Genomic DNA, 21,671 nt, shown 5'->3' on the forward strand with positions numbered 1-21,671 from the left:
GTCTCCGGGGGGCGATTACCCCGGCGAGCAGCCCTCAACCCAGGCATACGCGGCGGCGGTCGCGGTCTGCTGCACGATCGGCGGCACGGTCGTGCGGACGGTTGCTCAGCCCCGGTCTCCGCTGTCCTGCCGCCCCCGGTGCTCGTCGTGCGGGTGGACGACCATCACCGGGCACGACGCGTGCTGCACCAGGGCGTTGGTGGTCGAACCGAGAAGCATGCCTGCGAACCCACCGCGCCCGCGGCTGCCGACGACGAGCAGTCGCGCGACCTTCGACCAGCTCAGCAGATGCGGAGCCGGCGCGGACACCTCGACCTTCTTGGCGACGTGGACTTCCGGGAACTTCTCCTGCCAGCCCGCGAGACGCTCGGCGAGAATCGCCCGTTGGACATTGTCGAGTTCGAGCTCGGAAAGCGTGGTGTGACCGGCGAACCGGCCCGAGTCCCAATCGCTCCAGACGTGCACTGCTACTAGCTCCGCGCCGCGCTCGGCGGCTTCGGTGAACGCCGCGGCGATCGCGGCTTCACCGACCGGACTCCCGTCCACGCCGACCACCACCGGACCCGAGGCGTGCGTGGTGTCGCCGGCGTCGGGGTCGGTGCGGACGACGATCACCGTGCCCTGCGCGTGGGCGGTCACGGCCAGCAGAGTAGAACCCAGATGGGTGAGCGTTCCGGCGTTGCCGGTCGCGCCGATCACGACGGCATACGCGTCGGCGCTGCGCTCCAGTAGCAGTTGCCGACCGGTGTCGGTCGTCGCGCGAGCCGAGACGCGCAGCCCCGGCACGGTCGAGCGGGCCACGCGCTCGGCTCGGGTCACCACGTCCTTGCCGTGTTCCCGCGCGGCGTCGACGACCGGGGGAACCGCTACCGCGTAGCCACCCAGCGCCCAACCGGTCCCTACCAGCTCCATGCCGTGCAGGATTTCGAGTTCGCGTCCGCGCTCGGCCGCGAACTGCGCCGCCCACCGAACGGCGGTCCACGACCCGTCCGAACCGTCCACCCCGACGACGACCTTCGACGTGGCGAGATGATGCGGATCGTCGAATCGCTGCCCTGTCATGAAGACCTCCCGAGCCTGTGTCATCGTGTGGCGCCCGGCCGAGCGCCTCCCAACGGTATGAGCCGTGCCGCCCGCGCGAATGCGGCTGATCGTCCTCGAGCGAAGGGCCGAAAGGCCGTATCTCGAACTTCCGCCCCCACCGGACTCGAAACCGGACGGCTGTGTCCGACCGAGCAGGGGCTATCGACAATGCCTGACGACACCGTGGTGATCGATCGCGCTGGTCTGGACCGTCTTGGTGGGCGTGTTGCGTGAGCAGGGGTACCGCGTCATCGGCCCGCACGTCCGCGGCAGCGCGATCGTTCCGGACGAGCTGGACTCCGGCCGGCGGCTGCCCGCCGGATGGGGTGTGGGGACCGGTATCGGCTGCATCGCCGCGACGACGCGGCGGTGTTCGCGCACGCCGAAGGAGATCTCGAGCTGGAACCCGTCGAATCCAGCCTGCCCCGCCGACCACCGGATACGACAGGTCCACGGGTCGATGGGCGAACGGGAATCGGCCACCGCCGGAGTGGACGAACGACTTTCGCGCGATCCGCGCGGCCTGCTCCGGCCGGTACCGGGGCAGGCCATTGGACTCTAGGCGGAGCGGGACGCCGGGACGACGCTGTAGATCGACTCGTCCGCGAGAGGGAGTAGTCATGCTCGATGCCTCGGCCCCGCGCACCGCCCTCCACAGCACCGGCGAACCGTTCGCGCAACTGCGCGAGACGCATACCGGTCTGGTGGTGCTGTGTGGAGACCGTGCCTACAAGGCCAAGAAGCCGGTCGTCACCGACTTCCTCGATTTCGGCACGCCGGAGAATCGGGAACGGGCGTGCGCTCGGGAACTCGAGTTGAACCAGCGCCTCGCACCCGACGTCTATCTCGGCTTGGCTCACCTGACCGACCCGCAGGGCGGCGCCGCGGAACCGATCATCGTGATGCGCAGGATGCCGGACGCGCTACGGTTGTCCACCACGCTCGCGGACCCGGCCCGGCGACCGACCGGACTGTCCGCGCTGGCGGAAACCTTGGCGCGCTTCCACGCGGGCGCGCGGCGCGGCGCCGGCATCGACCGCGCGGGCACACCGGCGCAGCTGCGGCGACGCTGGGACACGCTGCTGCGGCCCTTGCGCGACCACCCGCGAGCGCTATCCGATCCCGGCCTTCTCGCTCGCGCCGAATACCTGGCGATGCGCTTCATCGACGGCCGCACCGCCCTGCTGACGCAGCGCATCGCCGACGGCCGCGTCGTCGACGGCCACGGGGATCTGCTCGCCGAGGACATCTTCGTCCTGCCGGACGGCTTCCGAATCCTCGACTGTCTCGACTTCGACGACGAGCTGCGCTTCGTCGACGGCCTCGACGATGCCGCCTTCCTCGCGATGGACCTCGAATTCCTGGGGCACTCGGAATTATCCGACTCGTTCTTGAACGACTACCTGCGCGCGGCGGACGATTCGCCTCCGCCGTCGCTTCGTCATCATTACATCGCCTACCGGGCGCTGGTCCGTGCCAAGACCGACGGTATCCGTGCTGATCAAGGCGATCCACCAGCGGCCGGGCACGCGCGGCGGCATCTCGAACTCGCCGCCGAGCACCTCGAACAGGGCGCGGTCCGTCTGGTACTCGTCGGCGGCCTGCCCGGCACCGGGAAATCCACGCTGGCAGGCCGTTTGGCGGCCGCGACGGGCGCCGTCGTGATCTCCAGCGACAGCGTCCGCGCCGCGCTGCGGGACACGGGATCCATCAGCGGCGCCGCGGGAATGTTCGGCACAGGCGCCTATCGAGCCGCTGCGAAGGGATTGGTGTATTCGCGGATTCTGGAGCAGGCCAGGGATCGGCTCGAGCACGGCGTGTCAGTGGTCCTCGACGCCAGCTGGACCGACGCCGACCAGCGCGCCCGAGCCGCCACCGTGGCCGAGGAGACTCGAAGCGATCTCGTGCCACTGTGGTGTGCGTGCCCCCGCGACGTCGCGGCCGAGCGGATCGAGACCAGGCCCGCGGGCGACTCCGATGCCACACCCGCGATCGCGGACGCTCTGGCGGCCGCGGCGGCGCCATGGCCCGAGGCCGTCGCGATCGACACCACCCGGCCGATCGAGGAGTCGATCGTGGCGGCGCTGCATGCCTGGCACCGCGCGCCGAATCCCGCCGTCGCCGCGAGTCAGCTCTGCCGCGCCCGGATCGACGAAGGACGACGGGCCTCCGAATAAGGGTCGTCGTCATCGGTCGCTGGTCGGTCATTCCATATCCGTGCCGATCGGCCTGCTCAGCCGCCGCCATTCGGCATCCAGGCGAGCGCTGCGGATGCGGCCGAGCAGCCAGCCGGTCGAGAGCAGCACAGCCATCGCGCCACACCACATGCCCAGCAGAGCGACCGAGCCGTACACGATCCCGGCCCAAGCCGCGTCCGAGGACGGCCGCGGTGGTGTGGTCACTGTGCCGGTCGGATCGAACCACACCGTGATCCGGCTACCGGGCTCCGCCGCGCCGGGGACCTCGACCGTCGCGCTGCCTTCGCGGCCATCGTGGCTCCAGCGGACCGGCGCTTGGAACCGTTCTTCGGCGCCGTCGTAGCGAGCTGTCGGCGCCACCGGCCCCGGTGTGCCCACCACCGTCGCCGGCACGGCGACTTTGGCGGAATTCTCCACCCGAATCCGCTCCCCCGCCTGCGTGTACCCTGCCGTGCCCGCGGCACCGGCCAGCGGTATGGCGATCACGACCACCATCCCGACCAGCAGCCCGAGCAGCGCCTGCCACCGGTCCGAGGCCCGCATCAACGGGTTGTCGTTCCACGGCCGCCGTCGCCACAGGCGAACCGCAGGCGAGGGATACCGCGACACCTGGATCACCTCATCCGGACACGGCGATCACGAATCCGACGGACCCAGCGGACGCACGACCTCGTCGAGTGGACGGCGTGGTGTGGCCGGGACCGGATCGGCGCCGGGGATCGCGAAGCCGATCCGAACGATGATCTGCGGATATCCGGTGTCGTCCAGGACGTCGGCGCGGATCCGTCTCCTGGTCTCGGTCAACTCCATCGGCTCGGTCAGCGGACACGTCGCCAGCCCGAGTGTCGTGGCGGTCAGCAGCACCGCGCTGGCGGCCTCACCGGCCCGCAACTGCGACAGCCGGTCGTCACCGCTGGTGCTCAGCAGCATCATCCGGTCGGCGGCGTCGATATCGCGCACCACCGCTTGCGGCAATCCCGGATTCGAGAACGGACGCACCGCCGGATCGTCGTCGGTCAGCACCGCGTTGCGCGCCGGAACTCCCTGTGGTGCCGCGTGCCTGCCACTCCACTGCGCGAGTTCGGCACCGTAGGAGACGTCACGGGCGTGATGCCATGCGGCCCGTTCGAACGTTCGCAGCAGCCGGGTACGCGCCGGTTCGGCGTCGACATCGTGCACGAGTACTCCGGTCGCGGCGCCCGCGGCGATGACGGCCTGGATATACGCCGCGGGCACCTCCCAGGAGCTGTAGCGACGGCGATCTGTGCTGCGCATGCTGATGGCGCGCGCCAACTCGACGTCCGCGGGGGTGCATGTGGTGGGCCGGAATTCGATGGCTGCGAGATGCTCGGGCACGGCCGGGTTCGGGAGCCGATGCATCACCGTCTCCCACCCCTCGGCACGGGCGGCGACTCGTAGATGGTGCAACGCCGCACCGCAACTCAACACCAGGTCACGTCCGTCGGGGTCGGTGTGCGGCAGCCTTCGGCTCTCGTCGGCGAACAGGTGGACGGTCTCGTGCCCGAGTCGCCACAGCCACGGCTGGGTGTTGTGCACCGATGGCGCCCTGGATGCCAATGCCAGCGCGGATCGGAGCGCCTCTGGATCGGGGTGTGTTCTCGGCATCGCTTGCCTCTCATCGGGATTCGTCCGGCAGATCCGGGACCTGACCGGCGGTCGCGTCGCTGCCCGGCAGGAACTTCCAGCCGGTCGAATAGGCGGCTTCGGTGCGCAGGAACCGCACCATTGTGGCGAGCTCTTGTCGGCCATGACGATCAGCACACTTCGGCCGGTTGTGCCCGTTTGCTCCGTGCTTCAGCATCGCGCGAACCGACGGCGGACGTGACTGCCGAAGGTCACCGGATGCCGGGTCCTCCGGCCACGATCCGGCTCCGGCCGGGTCCATCGGTCTCTTCGACTCGAGGACTTAGGTCCTCACGCACGACTGCCAAAATCCATCGCAGCACGGGTGCGAGCCGCGCCATACTCGACTGTGCGCAGCTCACCGAGGTCGAGCGCACCGAGCTCCCTTCCAGCAGCGGCGCCGAACGAGGAGCTGTCATGCACGAATTCGGATCGCCGGCTCTGTACCACGTCCCTGCCGACGCAAACCTCACAGACTTGATCGAACGCAACGCCGAGCGGTATCCGCACTTGACCGTGATCTCCCGCAAGGTGGAAGGCCGTTGGGTCGATGTGACCGCCGCCCAGTTCCGCACCGAAGTGTGGGCGACGGCGAAAGGACTCATCGCCAACGGCATCCAGGCCGGCGATCGGGTGGCCGTCATGTCTCGCACCCGCTACGAATGGACGCTGCTGGACTTCGCGATCTGGTGTGCGGGCGCGGTCACCGTCCCGGTCTACGAGACCTCCTCCGCCGAACAAGTGCAGTGGATCGTGTCCGACTCCGGCGCGGTCGCCATCTGCACGGAGACCGACCACCACACCGCCGCGGTCGCGGCCGTGCGCGACCAGTTGCCGAAATTGATGCACAGCTGGCAGATCGACGCCGGCGCGATAGCAACCCTGGCAGCGGAGGGCAGCCGGATAAGCGACAGCGCCGTGGCCGATCGCCGGGCCGCGGTGTCGGCCGACGTGCCGGCGACGATCGTGTACACCTCCGGCACCACCGGCCGACCGAAGGGCTGCCGACTGAGCCACGGGAACTTCTTGGCCGAATTGGGCAACATCACCGCCCAGATGCCGGCGCTGTTCCGCACCGGAGAGTCCTCGGTGCTGTTGTTCCTGCCGCTGGCCCACGTGTTCGGCCGGATCGCCGAGATCGCCGCGGCGTTCGTTCCGGTGGAGATCGCTCACGTCAGCGACGTCAAGAATGTCACCGCCGAACTCGGTGCGTTCCGGCCGACACTGATCCTCGGCGTGCCGCGCGTCTTCGAAAAGGTGTACAACACCGCCCGCGCCCAGGCGGAGCTCGCCCACCGGGAACGTATCTTCGATCTGGCGGCCACGACCGCCATCGCCTACAGCCGCGCCCGGGACGCCGGGCGGATACCGCTTCCCCTCCGGATCCGGCACGCACTGTTCGACCGTTTGGTCTACCGACGGCTGCGTGCCGCGCTGGGTGGCCGCGCCACGCACGCCATATCCGGCGGCGCGCCGCTCGGCGAACGGCTCGGTCACTTCTATCGCGGCGTCGGATTCACCGTGCTGGAGGGTTACGGACTGACCGAGACGTGCGCGGCCGCCACGTTCAATCCGGATGACCGGCCGAAGATCGGTACGGTCGGCAGGCCGCTGCCCGGCTCCTCGGTCCGCATCGACGACGACGGTGAAATCCTGCTGCGCGGACCGAACGTGTTCACCGGATACTGGAACAACCCGCGCGCCACCGCGGAAGTGTTTCGCGACGGCTGGTTCGCCACGGGTGACCTCGGCAGGCTCGACGACGAGGGATACCTCACCATCATCGGACGCAAGAAGGAGATCATCGTCACCGCCGCGGGCAAGAACGTCGCCCCCGCGGTGATCGAAGACCGCATCCGTGCGCACGCCATCATCGGCGAGGTGATCGTCGTCGGCGACGGCAAGCCGTTCATCGGTTGTCTGGTGACCGTCGACGAGGAGCACCTCCCCCTGTGGAAACAGCTCAACGGGAAACCCGCCGACGCCTCCGTCGCCGACCTCGCCGCGGACCCCGATCTGCTCGCCGCCATCCAGGCCGCTATCGACGACGGCAACAAGGCCGTGTCACGCGCCGAGTCCGTCCGGACATTCCGGCTGCTGGACACCCAGCTCACCGAGGCCAACGGGTATGTCACTCCGTCGTTGAAGCTCAAACGCAACATCGTGCTGCGCGACTTCGCCACCGAGGTCGCCGCGATATACGGCGAGTGAGGCGACTCGCGCCCGCGTTCTCGCCCCGCCCAACCACGGCCACCGCACGCGAACCGGAGGAGCAACCATGTCCACTTCGAGCGAGGCTCCGATCGTGGTGGGTGTCGACGGTTCCGAGGTGGCACTGGCCGCGGTACGCTGGGCTGCCATCGATGCCGCCCACCGCCGCGTACCGCTGCATCTCGTCTATCTGACCGGCGGCTTCGGCGACTGCGGTGCCGGCGTCGAGTTCCGACCGTCCGTCTCCGGCAGGTATCGGTGGGGCGGCCAGGACGCGTTGGAGATCGCGTACGCCACGGCCATCGCCGAATCCGTTCCGATCAACCGGATCGACGTGACCGCCGAGCTGACGAACGCCGCCCCCGTCCCGGTTCTGCGCCGCCGATCCGAGAACGCGCGGCTGCTCGTGGTCGGCGCCCACGACCTCGGCGCGTTCAGCCGCGCGATGCTGGGATCGCTGAGCACCGCGCTGGCTCGGCAGGCGGGATGCCCCGTCGCCGTGGTTCCCCATGGCGTCGAGCACGGTGACGGACCTGTCGTCGTCGGTGTCGATGCCTCCACGAGCAGCGCCGCCGCTGTCGCACTGGCTTTCGCCGAGGCGGCGTTTCGCGGCGCCGATCTCGTCGCGGTGCACGCATTATCCGGCTTGCGCGACCACAGCTCACTCGTCGAAGCACGGAATGGTGGCGAGGGATTGCTCGACCGCACCCTGGCCGGGTACAGCGAGGCCTATCCGGAGGTGCCGGTGCGGCGCGTGGTGGTGGAGGATCACCCCGCCAGGCGACTGCTCGAGGTGGGCGAAAAAGCGCGGTCGATCGTCGTGGGCAGCCGCGGGCATGACGCGTCCGCCACGATGCCGCTCGGTTCGGTCAGTCGAGCCGTACTACACGGGGCACAGGTGCCGGTGATCATCACCAGACCGGCGAGCCTCGCGCAGTACTCCCGGAACCGACGATAGACGGCCGGCTCCACCGTAATCCTTCGCAGCGGAGCCTGCCTATGACAGCGGGCGGCGACCGCCGATCGGATTGTGCCGCGTCGCGCACAACCGACCGTACAGCCGCCGCCCGCCGAGGACGGATCCCGCCGTCAGCCGTCCAGACGCTCCCGAATGGACTCGATGATCCGAGGCCGCAGTTCCGCGGCGCGGATGACCGCGTCGACGGAGCCGACTTCCACCGCGCGCCGGATGTTGTGGATGCGGTCGAACTCCGCGGCCACTTCACCGAGCTTTTCCGCGCGCACCGAGGACCGGATTTCGTCCAGTTCCGCGATCAGGGCGGCGCGATCGGTACCGGACGCGTTGGCGACGCGCACCTCCAGTTCCTGCACCCGCGGATCGGCCGCGGTCCGGGTGGAGACGTCACCGGAGAACACCGCCGCCGCGGCGGGCGCGCCGCCCAGCACCGAGGCGAACGAGCCCTCCAGCGCCAGCACGGTCATGTTCGGGTTCAACGCCTTCGAGAAGACGACGAACGCGCCACCGTGATAGCGGGAGATCACACAGAACACGATGGGACCGTCGAAGTTGACGATCGCACGGCCGATCTCGGCGCCGTACTCCAACTGCAGCTTGCGCATCGACTCGGGCGACCCGTCGAAGCCCGACAGGTTCGCAAGCACCACCAGTGGCCGGTTGCCGCTCGCGGCGTTGATCGCCCGCGCGGCCTTCTTCGACGACCGCGGGAACAGCGTGCCCGCGGTGTAGGTCTCCGGGCCGTCGGTGGGCGGAAAACCGTGCCGTGGAACGCCCCGGGACTCGATGCCCAGCAGACACACCGGGATTCCGCCCAGATGCGCGTCCTGCACCACGGCGGTCTCGGCGTCGGCCATTCCCGCCCAGCGCTCCAGCACGGGGTGGTCCTGGTCGGCGACCGCGCGCATCACCGTCCGGATGTCGAAGGGCTTCTTCCGGTCCGGATTCGCTGTCGCCGAGAAGATCTCACCGACGGTGGCGAAGTCGCTGCCGGCCAGGACATGCGGAAAATCGGAGATGTCGCGATCGATGGGATCGCTGGTCTGCGATCGCCGCGGCGCCTGCTCGCCGGGGACGATGTAGGTGTGGTCGTAGTGCGCCATCAGGATGTCGCGCGCCGCGGCCAGGTTCGGCGCCCAGTACTGCGCCTGCCCGTTCGGACCCATGACCCGGTCGTAACCGCCGATGCCGAAGTTGTCCTCGGCCGACACGCCACCGGAGAAATCCAGCGCCTGTTTACCGGTGAGCACCATGGCCGAATCCGGCGTCATCACCAGGATGCCCTTGGTGTGCATCAGCATCGTCGCCTCGGCGTTCCAGTACGGCTGGGCCCCGACATTGATGCCCGCGACCACGATGTTGATCTCGCCGCCCGCCTGGGTGAATTCGACGATCCGCTTCAGCGCCGCCGCCACCCAGTCCATGTTCTCGGTGCCCGATTCCATCGAGATGCGAGCGCCCGCCGACAACGCGTACCACTCCAGCGGCACCGCCAAGCGCTCGGCCAGGTCCAGTGCGGCGATCACCCGCCTGCACTCCGGCTCCGACAGCGCGCCCAAGGATTTCGTCGGGTCGCCGAGCAGCACCACCCGCCTGACGCCCTGCGGGTGTTTCGGGGTGGTCGTGGTGATGACGCCCGCGACGATCGCGGCGGTGTTGCGCCCCTTCGGCCGATCGACCGGGACCAGCGTGTGGTCGGCGTCCAGCTCGTATTCGGTGAAATCGCCGAGCAGGCCGGTCAACTCGTACGGGTACACGGCATTGCGGCCCGCGGCGCGCAGCACCTTCTGCCGATAGGCATCGAGCGGTTCGATCGGTTCGTCGGACGGCTCACCGAAGGTCACCACGGTGCCGCCCGCGGCATCGAAGCTGATCCGGATGGCCACCTTCGCCAACTCGCCGGTGTCCGCGTCGCGTTCCCGCGCGATGAGCACGATTTCCTCGAGTCCCGCGCCCGCGGCCGTCGGCAGCACATGGCCGCCGATCCGCTCGAGTTCGGCGCGGGTGACATCCAGCGGTGGCCAGATGTACATCACGATGCGATTGGTGTTGAGCCGCTTCGCCGACGGCCGCCGCGACTGCGCCCGGCGAATCGAGTCGAGGCAGGTGGCGATGGTGCTCTCGGCGGTCGGCAGCGCGAGCAGCCGTCCGTCGTGTTCGCGCAGCGCGGTCAGGTCCCGCACCTGGGCGAACGCGATGAGCCGGTCGTCGGCCGGATTCTCCTTCGCGACGCACCGGAACAGATAGATCTCCTCGTCGTCGGAGGACGGCAGACGAGTGAGGTCGAACTTGCGCAGCCGCTCCATCTGCATCCGCTGCGCGATGTACGGGTGCAGGCCGCGGATCAGTCGTTCCTCGGCCGGGCCGGTCGCCGACGGGCGGAAGGTGAAGTGGTGGTGCATGACCGCCCCGTTGCTGCCCGCGACCGTGGCGGTGATCCGGTGCACCTGCTTCGGCAGCGGCTGCGCGCTGAGCACCGACTGCAAGGCCGCGGCCATGGCATCGAAGTCCGCGGGCTGCTTCTCCCAGCTCAGATAGATGTCGGCGTCGATCGACACCGCGTCGGCGGTCAACTCGGCGAGCCCACGCACCGCGGCGCCGAGCGCGTCGAAGCGCACGGCGGCGGACACCAGGCTCGCACCGTCGCGATCGGCGATCAGGTAGCGGCATCCGTCGACGGCATGGGTGCGGACGCCGGTGAGCCCCTTGTTGCCGTAGTACCGGCGGGTCAGCACCTCCAGCATGGCGGTGTTGTCGTCACTGCCGCGCACCAACCGCTGGCCCAGCAGCCGCACCAGCGGTTCGGTGCTGCGGACCATGTCGGAGATGCGCTCGGCGCGATCCGGCGCGTCGGGATGGGTGTCCAGGTACCGCAGCGACCTGCGGACGTTGGTGTACACGCGGGCGCGATTGCGCCGCAGCAGCGGCTGGCCGTACCAGGCGAACACCAGACCGCGAGCGAGATCGGCGACGACGGGGAAATGCACCTGGGTCGCGGCCACCAGCCGTTCCAGTGCCAAACCGACCGGTTCGCGCAGGGCTCGATCGGGCATCGGCTCGCCCAGCCATTCACGCAGCAGTGCCGTCACGACCGCGACGGTGTCGGTGCGTTGCTGAGCGAGGAAGATCCGGAAGACCGCGGCCTCGAGGTCGGGAGAACGTTCCAGATCGGAGACGCCGTAGTGCCCGAGTGCCCTCGCGAGCTTGCGCTTGAACGACTCCGGCAGTCCGGCCCGCTCCACGTCGAGGCTCTGCAGGTAGGTGTGGAAATACTCGCGGGCACTGTGGACATGGCCTTGGGCGTCCTCACCCGACGGCCGGTTGTGGCTCAACTCGGCGAGGTCGGTGAACACGTCGATGAGCTCGAGTTCCTCCGCGAGCGGCCTGCGATCGTCCGCGACGGCGACACGGCGCGCGTCGAGGTAGTCCGTCAGCACCCGGCTGTCGTCGTGCGGATCGACGTCGAAACCCAGCAGCAGACCGCGCAGATCCTGCGTCCGTCGGGCGATGCGCTCGGGCGGATGAGCCTGCGCATCCCCGGCAGGCAGATCCAGTTCGACCGATCCGACGGCCGCGGCCTCCTCGACCGCGTCGTCGACGAGGCGCTCCAGCCGAAGCAGGGGCGCCCCGGTCTCCACCTGGGTACCGACCGAGACGGCGCATTCCTTCAGCCGTGCCTTGAACGGTGCGCGCAGCACCGTCTCCATCTTCATGCTCTCCAGCACCAGCACCGGCGCGTTGGCCTCCACCTCGTCGCCGACCTGCAGCGGCGTGGCGACCACGAGCGCGGGTGCCGGTGAGCGGACGACACCGCCCTCGTCCCGGCTCACCCGATGGGTCACACCGTCGACGTCCACCACGTGGATCGGTCCGTGCGTGCCCGCGGTGACGCGGAAAGCGGTGCCGTTGACCACGATCTGCCCGGAATGCCGGTCGTAGCGGACGAGATCGACGTCGGCGGTGCGGATGTCGTCGCCCACCTCGATTCCGATGCGGAACCGGTGCGCACCGGTACGCGCCACACGCACGCGATAGCCGACTCCCCGCAATTTGAGGTCGAGCGGTCGACCCGCGTGGTGCTGCACCAGGGGGCGACCGCCCGCGGCGGTGGACAGCAGACGGTTCCGCTCGGCCCGTTCCTCCTCCTCATAGGCGTCGATGGCAGCGGCCGCGAGCGCGACGGCGGAATTGCGGTGCGAGACGAGGCGCCCCTGCCCACGCACGCGGTCGATCCAGCCGGTATCGGCGCTCGCGTCGATCACCTCGGGCTGATCCAGCAGCTCGAGCACGAAACTCTTGTTCGTGGCGCCGCCTTCGATGATCACCCGGGTCTGCCCGACCGCACGGCGCAACCTGCCCAGCGCCTCGGAGCGGTCGCGACCGTAGGCGATGATCTTGGCGATCATCGAATCGAAATCGGCGGGAATGGTGTCGCCTTCGCTGACGCCGGTATCGACCCGGATGCCCGGACCCGCGGGCAGGTCCAGGCGGGCGATCCGGCCCGGGGCGGGAGCGAAGTCGCGGTCGGGGTCCTCGGCATTCAGCCGTGCTTCGATGGCGTGCCCACGCTCGGCCGGCGGCTCGCCCTCGAGACGCTCACCGGACGCCACCGCCAGTTGGGCGCGCACCAGGTCGAAACCGGTGGTCTGCTCGGTGATCGGGTGCTCGACCTGAAGACGGGTGTTGACCTCGAGAAATGCGAACAGCTCGTCACCGGGGTGGTAGAGGAACTCGACGGTCGCCGCACCGCGGTAGCCGACCGCCACCGCCAGGCGCTCGGCCGAGGCCTTGAGTTCCGCGACCTGCTCCGGGCGCAGCACCGGTGACGCCGACTCCTCGATGACCTTCTGGTTGCGCCGCTGCACCGAGCAGTCGCGCACACCCAGCGCCCAGGCGGTGCCCTGACCGTCCGCGATCACCTGAACCTCGACGTGGCGAGCACCGGTGACGAGCCGTTCGAGGAACACCACACCACTGCCGAACGCGCGGGCGGCCTCCTGCCGGGTGCGTTCGTAGGCGTCGACCAACTCCGCCTCGTTCGTGACCACGCGAATGCCGCGTCCGCCGCCGCCGGCGGTGGCTTTCAGCATGAGCGGATAGCCGATGTCGGCGGCGGAGGCCAGTGCGTCGTCGACGGTCTCGACCGGGCCGCGGCTCCAGGGCGCCACCGGTACACCGACCTCTTCGGCGATGAGCTTCGCGCCGATCTTGTCGCCGAGTTTGCGCATCGCCTCGGCATCCGGACCGATGAAGGTCACGCCGATCTGGTCGCACAACTCGGCGAACGCCGGATCCTCGGCGACGAAGCCCCAGCCGACCCACGCGGCGTCGGCCCCTGTCGTCACCAGCGCGCGTTCCAGCGCCTTCAGATCCAGATATGGTCGCGCGGAGGCCGGACCGAGGTCGTAGGTGATGTCGGCCTCGCGCACGAACGTCGCGTTGCGATCGACATCGGTGTAGAAAGCGATGGTCTCGATCGAACGTGCCGTTTCCGCGGCCAGGTCTCGGACCGCGTGGATGAGGCGCATGGCGGCCTCTCCCCGGTTCACAATGGCGATGCGGCTGAACACTCGCCGGTTCCTTCCTCTCCGAAGTGTTGGCCCGGTCGACGGGCAAAGGGTCTACACCCTTTTTCGCACAGCCGGTCGGTGCAAATACACCTGTCCGGCGGTTACTCGGCCGTATCGTTGCGCGGACCGCCGGCAGGCGCGCCAGGTAGCTCGCTGCCGACTGCGACTGTCAGGGAAGCGTGGAATGATCCGGCAGCCGTCGGTCGCAGGGATGCGATACCTGCGACGGCTACTCCGACACCGCACGGTAAGCATCGTTTACCAGGCGAAGGTTAGAGGCAGGCCGATGCCGCGTCAATCTTTTCGCCTCGCGTACAGTCGCGTCATCGGAGTTTCTACCAATTGTGAGATGCGCATATCGCAGTAAGAACATGCTAGTGTCTTCGCCACGACAGCGCTATCTCAGCTCGTCCACTCCCACCGCCACAGTCTCGGGCGTATGCGGACAGCCACCATCGGACGCGATGCATGTCGAGTTGCTGCTCGATTCACTCGATGAACTGTCCGTGCGAGATGCGCTGGGCGCGGAATTTCCCATCATGGGCCGGTCGCTTCCGGATCTTCGGGCCGGCCGACCTCCCTGCCCGACCGTGCGAGCGGACCGACGATACCGAAATGGCCGACACCGTGGTCGCCGAACTCTTCGGACACGGTGGGATCGATCAGGATCGGCTCCCCGCCGCCGTCGCACGACGATTGGCCCCGCGCCGTCACCACGGCTTCCTCGCGGTCGACACGGGGCGTCGCATCCGCAACGGCGTGCACTGGCGCGAGGCAGCCGGAGCCGTGTTCGACCGGCGTCCTTGATCGCCTCGACGAGGGTGACTCGAGCCGACTGATCCGCCGTGCGCGCAGCCTGCTCGGAGCCTGCGCGCAGGAGGCCGCGGACGAACTCGGCACCGGGTCCCGGTCACCGCGCAGAACACGGTGCCGTTCACGATGTGGGTGGCGGCAACGCATCTGGACGATTACCCAACCGCGATCACCACATGCATTGCCGCAGCCGAAGATACCGATACCACCAGCGCCATCGTCGGCGGAATCGTCGCCACCTACACCGGCACCGTCGCGGTCCAGCCGGTCCGTCGGGTCGATCGGTGCGGTCGATCGGAGGTGATCGGAGCCTGCCGTTCCGCCGCGGCGAATTATCGCATATCGCGCCGCACCGGAATTAATTGAAATCATGCCGATTCCAGACGTTCGATCGAATTGTCCGATCGACTTCGAGAGCCATGTCGGATTTTTCCGAAATAATGGATACAAGCTCGGCCGAATATGAATTGCACTGTGCCGCAGTCATTGACAACGGCGAATTCTTCATGCTGAAGTCTTATCAGCCACCGAGGGCGTCGACACCGAACCGGCGGCATCTCCTCGGTGGGCCATCCGCACGATCGAATCCTTTCCAGGGAAAAGGTGCCATGTCTTCAGAAATAGAACCGCCGCGGCCGGTCCGTCGCACCCGCCGCCTCGGCCGCGGCCGTCGGACGTGGCTGATCGCGGGTGGAGCGGTCGTGGCGATCGTGATCGCGGCCGTCGCCGTCGCGGTCACGCGGCCCGGCTCCGGCGGCGACGCGCAGACTCCGGTCCACCGCGGCACACTCGTGTACGGCGTTGCCGGAACACAGGTTTCGCTCGATCCGGCGGTGGCGGCGACGGCGGTTACGAGCGTGATCAACCGGAACGTCTTCGATTCGCTGGTCGTGCAGACCGGGCCGGAAAGCTTCGCCCCGTGGCTGGCCGAGTCGTGGAAGATTTCACCGGACGGCAAGTCCTACACCTTCACACTGCGTTCCGGCGTCACCTTCCACGACGGCACGCCATTCGACGCCGCGGCGGTGCGCGCCAGCCTCGATCACGTGGTCGATCCGAAGACGAAATCCGCTTACGCGGCCTCTCTGATCGCGCCATATCAGGAGACGCGCGTCGTCGCGAGCAATATCGCCGAGATCGTGCTGAAGCAGCCGTTCACACCGCTGCTCCAAGCGCTGTCGACCCCGAGCCTGGGAATCCAGAGTCCGAAGGCGCTGGCCGAACCCGCGTCGAACTATCGGCCGGTCGGTACCGGGCCATTCGTATTCGAACAATGGGAGCAGGGCCGGCGCGAAACCCTCGCCCGCAATCCGGGATACAACTCCGCGCCCGGCGGTGCCGACCACATCGGCCCGGCGTACCTGGACAAACTCGTCTTCGAATTCATCTCCGAGGACGCGACGCGATTCGGCGCGCTGACCAGCGGCCAGGTGCAGGGCATCGCGGGTGTGCCGCCGGTGTCGGCAGGACAACTCGCCGCGCTGCCCGGTTTCACGCTCCAGAGCACCGAGACGCCCGGACTCAATTACAACGTCTATCTCAACCAGTCGCGCGGCCCGTTGGCCGACGTGGCGGTGCGCCGCGCGCTCTCGGCGGCGGTCGACATCCCCAAACTGGTCGAGAACGTCTACTTCGGCCGCTACCCCGTCGCCGACAATCCGCTCAGCCGCAGCACCGCCGCCTACGACGCCTCCGCGCGCGACCAATTGGCCACCTATCGGCCCGAGACGGCGGCGCGTCTGCTCGATCAGGCGGGCTGGGACCGGCGTGACGGCGACGGTATCCGGGTCAAGGACGGGCAGCGGCTGTCGCTCACGTGGCCGTACTGGCCCGAGGGCACGCGCGAACAACGCGAGGTGATCGCGGAAGGTTTTCAGGCGCAGGCCCGATCGGCCGGTATCGAGATCCTGCGCCCGACCGTCGACACCGGGACCTATGTCGACAAATACTTGATCGGCGGACAGTACGACATCGTCGACGTCAGCTTCGCGCGGCCGACGCCCGACGTGCTGCGTTTCGCGTTCTTCTCCGACAACACCTACGCCAAGGCGGGCGGCAATGTGGCGCTGGTGCGGTCGCCGAAGATCGACGCGTGGGTCACCGACGCGGCCGCGACCACCGATGCCGGTAAGGCCGCACGGGCGTATTCCTCGGTGCAGCACGAAGTGCTGGACCAGGCGTACATCATTCCCGTCTACACACCGGTCAGCCTGACCGGGTTCGCGAAGTCGGTGCGCGGCCTCACCTTCGATGCCCAGACCTACCCGAGGTTCTACGACGTATGGCTCGCGTCCTGAGCGGGGTCCCCGAACCGCTGCGCCGGCTGGCCACTCGTATGGGGCTGGCGCTGGTGGTGGTGTGGGGCGCGTCGACACTCACCTTCGCGGGTCTGCTGCTGATTCCCGGCGATCCCGCCCGTGCGGTCGCGGGCGGGGTCGCCGCGGCCGCTTCTCCGCAGGTGCGTGCTCGCATCCGCGACGAATACGGTTTCGACGACCCGGTTCTCGTGCGATACGTGCGGTTTCTGGGCCGGTTGTGCCGGGGCGATCTCGGCACCTCCTATCAGCAGAACCGGCCGGTGCTGACGATCGTCACCGAACAGCTGGGTCCGACGTTGCTACTGGCGGCGGGCGGTATGACACTCGGGCTGCTGCTCGCCGTCGCGGTCGCGGTGACAACGGCCGACCGTCCCCGTTCGCGCGCGCTCGCCAGGACCGCCGAATTCACCGCGCTGTCCATGCCGACCTTCTGGATCGGCTTCCTTCTGCTGGCCCTGTTCTCGTTCCACTGGCACCTGTTCCCGGTTCTGGGTAACAACGGGATCGACTCGTTGATCCTGCCGTGGCTCACCTTGGCCATCGCGATCGCGGGCGTGCTGTCCCAGGTCGCCCGGGACGGGATCGAGCAGGCCCTCGGCCAGCCGTTCGCGCTCACCGCCCGCGCGAGAGGCGCCACCGAGATCCGGGTCCGCCTCCGACACGCCCTGCGGCACGCGGCGTTGCCCGTGCTGACGATGTCGGGCTGGATGCTGGGCAATGTGCTCGGCGGCGTCGTGGTGGTCGAGACCGTCTTCGCCAGGCAGGGTCTGGGGCAGGTGCTGGTCTCGGCGGTCCGTGGTCGCGACTATCCGGTGGTCACCGGGGTGGTCGTCCTCACGGCCGCGACCTTCTCGGTGATCGCCATCGCGCTGGATCAGCTGTATCACGTCGTCGATCCGCGGATCGGAGCGGCGGCCCGATGACCGACATCACGGCTTCGGGGACGTTGCGGCACAAGGTATCCCGCCGGATGCCCGCGGTCGGCGCGGTACTGGCCGGTGTGCTGTTCGCGGTCATCGTGGTCGCGGCCGTCGCGCCGGATCTGCTGGCCGGTTCGCCGGAGCGGATCGATCCCGCGAGCGCGCTGCGGCCCCCCGGACTCGCCCATCCGTTCGGCACCGACTGGCTCGGACGCGACGTGTACGCGCGGGTGGTGCACGGTGCGCGCACGACCCTGCTGATCGGGATCGGCTCGACCGTACTCGCCTGTGTCACCGGATCGGTGTGGGGGCTGACCGCGTCGCTCGGCGGGCGGGTGGTCGACCAGATTGCGATGCGGGCGGCCGATGTGCTGCTGTCGTTCCCGGCCATTCTGATGGCGTTGCTGGTGGTCGCGATACTGGGGCCGGGCACCGGCAATGTCGCGGTGGCCGTGACCCTGGCGCTCGCACCGGGTTTCGCGCGGGTTATCCGCATCAGAACGCATCTGGTGCGCCGGTTCGCCTATGTCCGGGCCGCGCTCGATCTCGGGATCGCGCCGTGGCGGGTGGCGGTGCGGCATATCGCCCCCAACGTGCTGCTGCCGCTGGGGGTACTCGTGGTGATCAATATCGGCACAGCGGTGATCATGGCGTCGTCGTTGAGTTTCCTGGGACTCGGGCCCGAGAACGCCGTCCCCGATTGGGGTTCCATGCTGGCGCAGTCGCGCAGCTACCTGTCGGCTTCGTGGACCCTGGCGTTGTTCCCCGGGCTGGCCGTGACCGTGACGGTCCTGGCGATCAGTGTGCTCGGCCGTGCCCTGCGCACGCGGACGGGAGGGGATTTCTCATGAGCGCACCGCTGCTCGGCGTGCGGAATCTGTCGGTGGACTTCGGATCCGCTGACGTGGTGCGGTCGGTGAGCCTGCGTCTGGACGCGGGGCGATGCCTGGCGCTGGTCGGCGAATCCGGGTCGGGCAAGAGCGTTCTCGCGCGCGCCCTGGTCGGTCTCGCGGGGCAGGGCGCGCGGGTGCGCGCCGACCGACTGGAGTTCGACGGGATCGATCTGCGCCGCCCGACCGGTCGGCAGTGGCGTCGGATACGCGGCAGGCGCATCGGATTCGTCCTCCAGGACGCGCTCACCTCATTGGATCCGCTGCGGCGGATCGGCCACGAGATCGCCGAACCGCTGCAGATCCACCGGCTGGTCTCCCCCGGCGACCTGGACGACACCGTTCTCGGGCTACTCGACTCGGTCGGGATTCCCGATCCGGAGGAGCGTCTGCTCCAGTTCCCGCACGAATTGTCGGGTGGATTGCGACAGCGGGCGCTGATCGCCTCGGCCATCGCGGCGCGACCCGATCTGGTGATCGCCGACGAACCGACCACGGCCCTCGACGTCGCCGTGCAGGAACAGATCCTGCGGTTGCTGGATACCTATCGCGGTGACGGTACCGCCGTCCTGTTGATCAGCCACGATCTTGCCGTGGTCGCCGGGATGGCGGACACCGTTGCCGTCATGTACGCGGGCACGGTGGTCGAACAGGGCAGCGTCGCACAGATCTTCGGCGAGCCCGCGCATCCGTACACCGTCGAACTGCTCGCCGCGACGCCGCGCCTCGACGGCCCCCGGGGCCGGATCCCGGTCGCGCCGTGGGCACCCGCCGCCGTCACCGGCTGCCCATTCGCCGCCCGCTGCCCCCTCGTCGACGACCGCTGCCGTCACACGCTTCCCGAACTCACCGGACTCGGCGACGGTCACGCGGTGCGCTGTCTGCGCCCGGGCGAGCACCTCCCCTCGGCACACCCGGCACCGCCCCGGGTGCCGCCGTCGTCCACCGGGGACACGCTGCTCGAGTTCACCGATGTCTCGCACCACTATCCGCGCCGCGACGGCAGCCCGCACCGGACCGTCGAGCAGGTGTCGCTTCGGTTGGCGCGGGGTGAGACACTCGGCGTTGTCGGCGAATCCGGTTCCGGTAAGAGCACACTCGCACGACTCGCGCTGGCCCACATCGCCCCCGCCGCGGGCGCCGTCACCTTCGACGGCCTGCCGTGGAGCGAGTTGAGCGAACGCGACCGCAGACCGGAACGCCACCGCATCCAGCTCATCGACCAGGATCCGCTCAGCGCCTTCGATCCCCGGTACTCGGTGGAGCGGATCGTCGCGGAGGCGCTGCACCGGCTCGGCACCGCGTCCACGCGACGACGTCGAGTGACGGAACTGCTGGCATCGGTCGGACTCGATCCCGGACTGCGGGAACGACGACCCGCGCAGTTGTCCGGCGGACAGCGCCAGCGGGTCGCGATCGCCCGTGCGCTGGCCACCGGACCCGAGCTGCTCGTGGCCGACGAACCGGTATCCGCGCTCGACGTCACCATCCAGGCGCAGATCCTCGACCTGTTCGGTCGGGTGCAGCGGGAGACGGGCACCGCGCTGCTGTTCATCTCCCACGATCTCGCGGTGGTCCGGCAACTGTGTGATCGCATCGCGGTCATGCGGTCGGGCCGGATCGTCGAGACCGGTCGCACCGATGAACTCTTCGACGACCCGAGACACCCCTACACGCGGCGGTTGCTGGCCGCCGTACCCCGGACACCCCTTCCGGCCGCGCCGTCGTCAGTGGACCGGCCGGTCCTCGTCGATCCCATCCCGAAAGGCATCCCATGACCGCACCCCCCTCCACCGCGCACGTCGCGATCGTGACCGGCGCCGCCTCCGGAATCGGCCGGGCCACCGCCGAACTGTTCGCCGAACGCGGATATCAGGTCGTCGCGGTGGATATCGCGACGCACGGCCTCACCGATCTCGGCGACGCGGTCGTGCCGATCTCCGGCGACGTCTCCGGTGCCGCGGTGAACCGGGCGGCCGTGGAGACCGCCCTCAGCCGGTTCGGGCGCCTGGACACCGTGGTGCTCAACGCGGGTACCGGCGGCACGCCGCCGCTCGAGGCCGACGGTGCGGTCGATATCGCCGACCGCATCTTCGGCGTGAACCTGCGCGGTCCGATCCACGGCCTCAAGGCCGCCATTCCGGCGTTGCGGCGCGCGGGCGGCTCAGCGATCTTCACCGCCTCGGTGGCCGGGCTGCGGGGAGATCCGGGGAACTGGGCCTATAACGCCTCCAAAGGCGCGTTGATCAATCTCGTGCGTGCGTTCGCCCTCGACTACGCCGCGCAGGGTGTGCGCGTCAACGCGGTCGCGCCGGGACTCACCCGTACCGGGATCACGGCGAATGTGCATCGTGATCCCGCACTGCTGGCAGCCATCGAACGCCGGATTCCGCTGGGCCGCTTCGCCGAGCCGCGCGAACAGGCCGAGGCGATCTGGTTTCTGGCCTCCCCCGCCGCCGCGTACATCACCGGCACCACCCTCGTCGTCGACGGCGGACTCGACGCCAATCTCGGCATCCTCCCGCTGCCCGGCCAATCCCTCTGACCGACCCCATCGTCTCCGCACCGACTACCGAAGGAGTTCCCGTGTCCACACTCGAGACCAACAAGAAGGTCGCCCACCGCTTCTACACCGAAGTGGTCACCCAGGGCGATCTGGCCGTCCTCGACGAGATCGTCGCCGAGGACGGCCGCGATTCCGCGGTGCCCGCGGGGAACATCAAGGGCCGCGACGGATTCGTGGAGCACATCACCTGGCTGCGCGCCAATGTCGAGAACGTCACCGCGACGGTCACCGATACCGTCGCCGAGGACGATCGCGTGGTCGTCTACTGGACCATCGACGGCACCCAGCGGGGTGAGATCTTCGGGGTGCCCGACAGCGGACGGCATTTCGTCGGCGTCAGTATCAGCACGATCCGTTTCCGGGACGGACGGATCACCGAATACTCGGTGCTGCCCGACCGGCTCGGCATCATCGCCCAGCTCACCGGACCGTAGCCCCTGTCACCGACGCCGCGCCGCACGGAATTTCCTGGCGGCGCGGCG

16 protein-coding genes are annotated in these 21,671 nt (G+C 68.9%); 12 read left to right on the forward strand and 4 right to left on the reverse strand.

Going from position 1 to position 21,671, the window contains the following annotated elements; genetic code table 11:
• Positions 1–105: 105 nt before the first annotated feature.
• Positions 106–1,062 carry a universal stress protein gene (locus ACT89H_RS08335; protein WP_445107933.1) on the reverse strand — a complete coding sequence of 319 codons (957 nt, stop codon included), beginning with the start codon at positions 1,060–1,062 and terminating at the stop codon, positions 106–108.
• A 247-nt stretch (positions 1,063–1,309) separates the two neighbouring features.
• Between ACT89H_RS08335 and ACT89H_RS08340 the strand changes: the two genes are divergently transcribed.
• Positions 1,310–1,645 carry a hypothetical protein gene (locus ACT89H_RS08340; RefSeq protein WP_445107934.1) on the forward strand — a complete coding sequence of 112 codons (336 nt, stop codon included), beginning with the start codon at positions 1,310–1,312 and terminating at the stop codon, positions 1,643–1,645.
• Between the two features lie 58 nt (positions 1,646–1,703).
• Complete coding sequence (locus tag ACT89H_RS08345) at positions 1,704–3,260, forward strand: bifunctional aminoglycoside phosphotransferase/ATP-binding protein (RefSeq protein ID WP_445107935.1); 1,557 nt, start codon at positions 1,704–1,706, stop codon at positions 3,258–3,260.
• Between the two features lie 27 nt (positions 3,261–3,287).
• Here the strand turns inward: ACT89H_RS08345 and ACT89H_RS08350 are convergent, their stop codons facing one another.
• Together ACT89H_RS08350 and ACT89H_RS08355 are read right to left on the reverse strand one after the other, a co-directional pair.
• Complete coding sequence (locus ACT89H_RS08350; protein WP_445107936.1) at positions 3,288–3,890, reverse strand: Rv1733c family protein; 603 nt, start codon at positions 3,888–3,890, stop codon at positions 3,288–3,290.
• Between the two features lie 27 nt (positions 3,891–3,917).
• Positions 3,918–4,907, reverse strand: coding sequence for an Acg family FMN-binding oxidoreductase (locus ACT89H_RS08355; RefSeq protein ID WP_445107937.1), 990 nt, complete (start codon positions 4,905–4,907; stop codon positions 3,918–3,920).
• Between the two features lie 435 nt (positions 4,908–5,342).
• On the opposite strand from ACT89H_RS08355, the gene ACT89H_RS08360 reads away from it, so the two are divergent.
• Entirely contained in the window at positions 5,343–7,136 is a 1,794-nt protein-coding gene (locus ACT89H_RS08360; protein WP_445107938.1) for an AMP-dependent synthetase/ligase, read from the forward strand.
• A 67-nt stretch (positions 7,137–7,203) separates the two neighbouring features.
• Positions 7,204–8,094 (forward strand): universal stress protein, encoded by an 891-nt coding sequence (locus ACT89H_RS08365; RefSeq protein ID WP_445107939.1) that lies wholly within the window; start codon positions 7,204–7,206, stop codon positions 8,092–8,094.
• A gap of 131 nt (positions 8,095–8,225) precedes the next feature.
• Here the strand turns inward: ACT89H_RS08365 and ACT89H_RS08370 are convergent, their stop codons facing one another.
• Positions 8,226–13,682, reverse strand: a complete 5,457-nt coding sequence (locus tag ACT89H_RS08370; protein WP_445107940.1) for an ATP-binding protein — start codon at positions 13,680–13,682, stop codon at positions 8,226–8,228.
• A 615-nt stretch (positions 13,683–14,297) separates the two neighbouring features.
• Between ACT89H_RS08370 and ACT89H_RS08375 the strand changes: the two genes are divergently transcribed.
• The 8 genes from ACT89H_RS08375 (at position 14,298) to ACT89H_RS08410 (ending at position 21,623) form a co-directional block, all read left to right on the forward strand.
• Complete coding sequence (locus ACT89H_RS08375) at positions 14,298–14,489, forward strand: hypothetical protein (protein ID WP_445107941.1); 192 nt, start codon at positions 14,298–14,300, stop codon at positions 14,487–14,489.
• 120 nt (positions 14,490–14,609) lie between these two features.
• Positions 14,610–14,861 (forward strand): ADP-ribosylglycohydrolase family protein, encoded by a 252-nt coding sequence (locus ACT89H_RS08380; RefSeq protein WP_445107942.1) that lies wholly within the window; start codon positions 14,610–14,612, stop codon positions 14,859–14,861.
• A gap of 335 nt (positions 14,862–15,196) precedes the next feature.
• Positions 15,197–16,792, forward strand: a complete 1,596-nt coding sequence (locus tag ACT89H_RS08385; protein WP_445107943.1) for an ABC transporter substrate-binding protein — start codon at positions 15,197–15,199, stop codon at positions 16,790–16,792.
• Positions 16,777–17,736, forward strand: a complete 960-nt coding sequence (locus ACT89H_RS08390; protein WP_445107944.1) for an ABC transporter permease — start codon at positions 16,777–16,779, stop codon at positions 17,734–17,736. The genes ACT89H_RS08385 and ACT89H_RS08390 overlap by 16 nt, the downstream gene beginning before the upstream one ends.
• The gene (locus ACT89H_RS08395; RefSeq protein ID WP_445107945.1) at positions 17,733–18,584 is read left to right on the forward strand and encodes an ABC transporter permease; all 852 of its coding nucleotides are present in this window, start codon (positions 17,733–17,735) and stop codon (positions 18,582–18,584) included. Before ACT89H_RS08390 ends, ACT89H_RS08395 begins: the two co-directional genes overlap by 4 nt.
• Complete coding sequence (locus ACT89H_RS08400) at positions 18,581–20,401, forward strand: dipeptide ABC transporter ATP-binding protein (protein ID WP_445107946.1); 1,821 nt, start codon at positions 18,581–18,583, stop codon at positions 20,399–20,401. The genes ACT89H_RS08395 and ACT89H_RS08400 overlap by 4 nt, the downstream gene beginning before the upstream one ends.
• On the forward strand, positions 20,398–21,168 hold the full coding sequence (locus ACT89H_RS08405; RefSeq protein WP_445107947.1) for an SDR family NAD(P)-dependent oxidoreductase: 771 nt from the start codon (positions 20,398–20,400) through the stop codon (positions 21,166–21,168). Before ACT89H_RS08400 ends, ACT89H_RS08405 begins: the two co-directional genes overlap by 4 nt.
• 41 nt (positions 21,169–21,209) lie before the next feature.
• Complete coding sequence (locus ACT89H_RS08410; protein ID WP_445107948.1) at positions 21,210–21,623, forward strand: ester cyclase; 414 nt, start codon at positions 21,210–21,212, stop codon at positions 21,621–21,623.
• Positions 21,624–21,671 lie beyond the last annotated feature (48 nt).

The organism is Nocardia aegles, assembly GCF_052545135.1.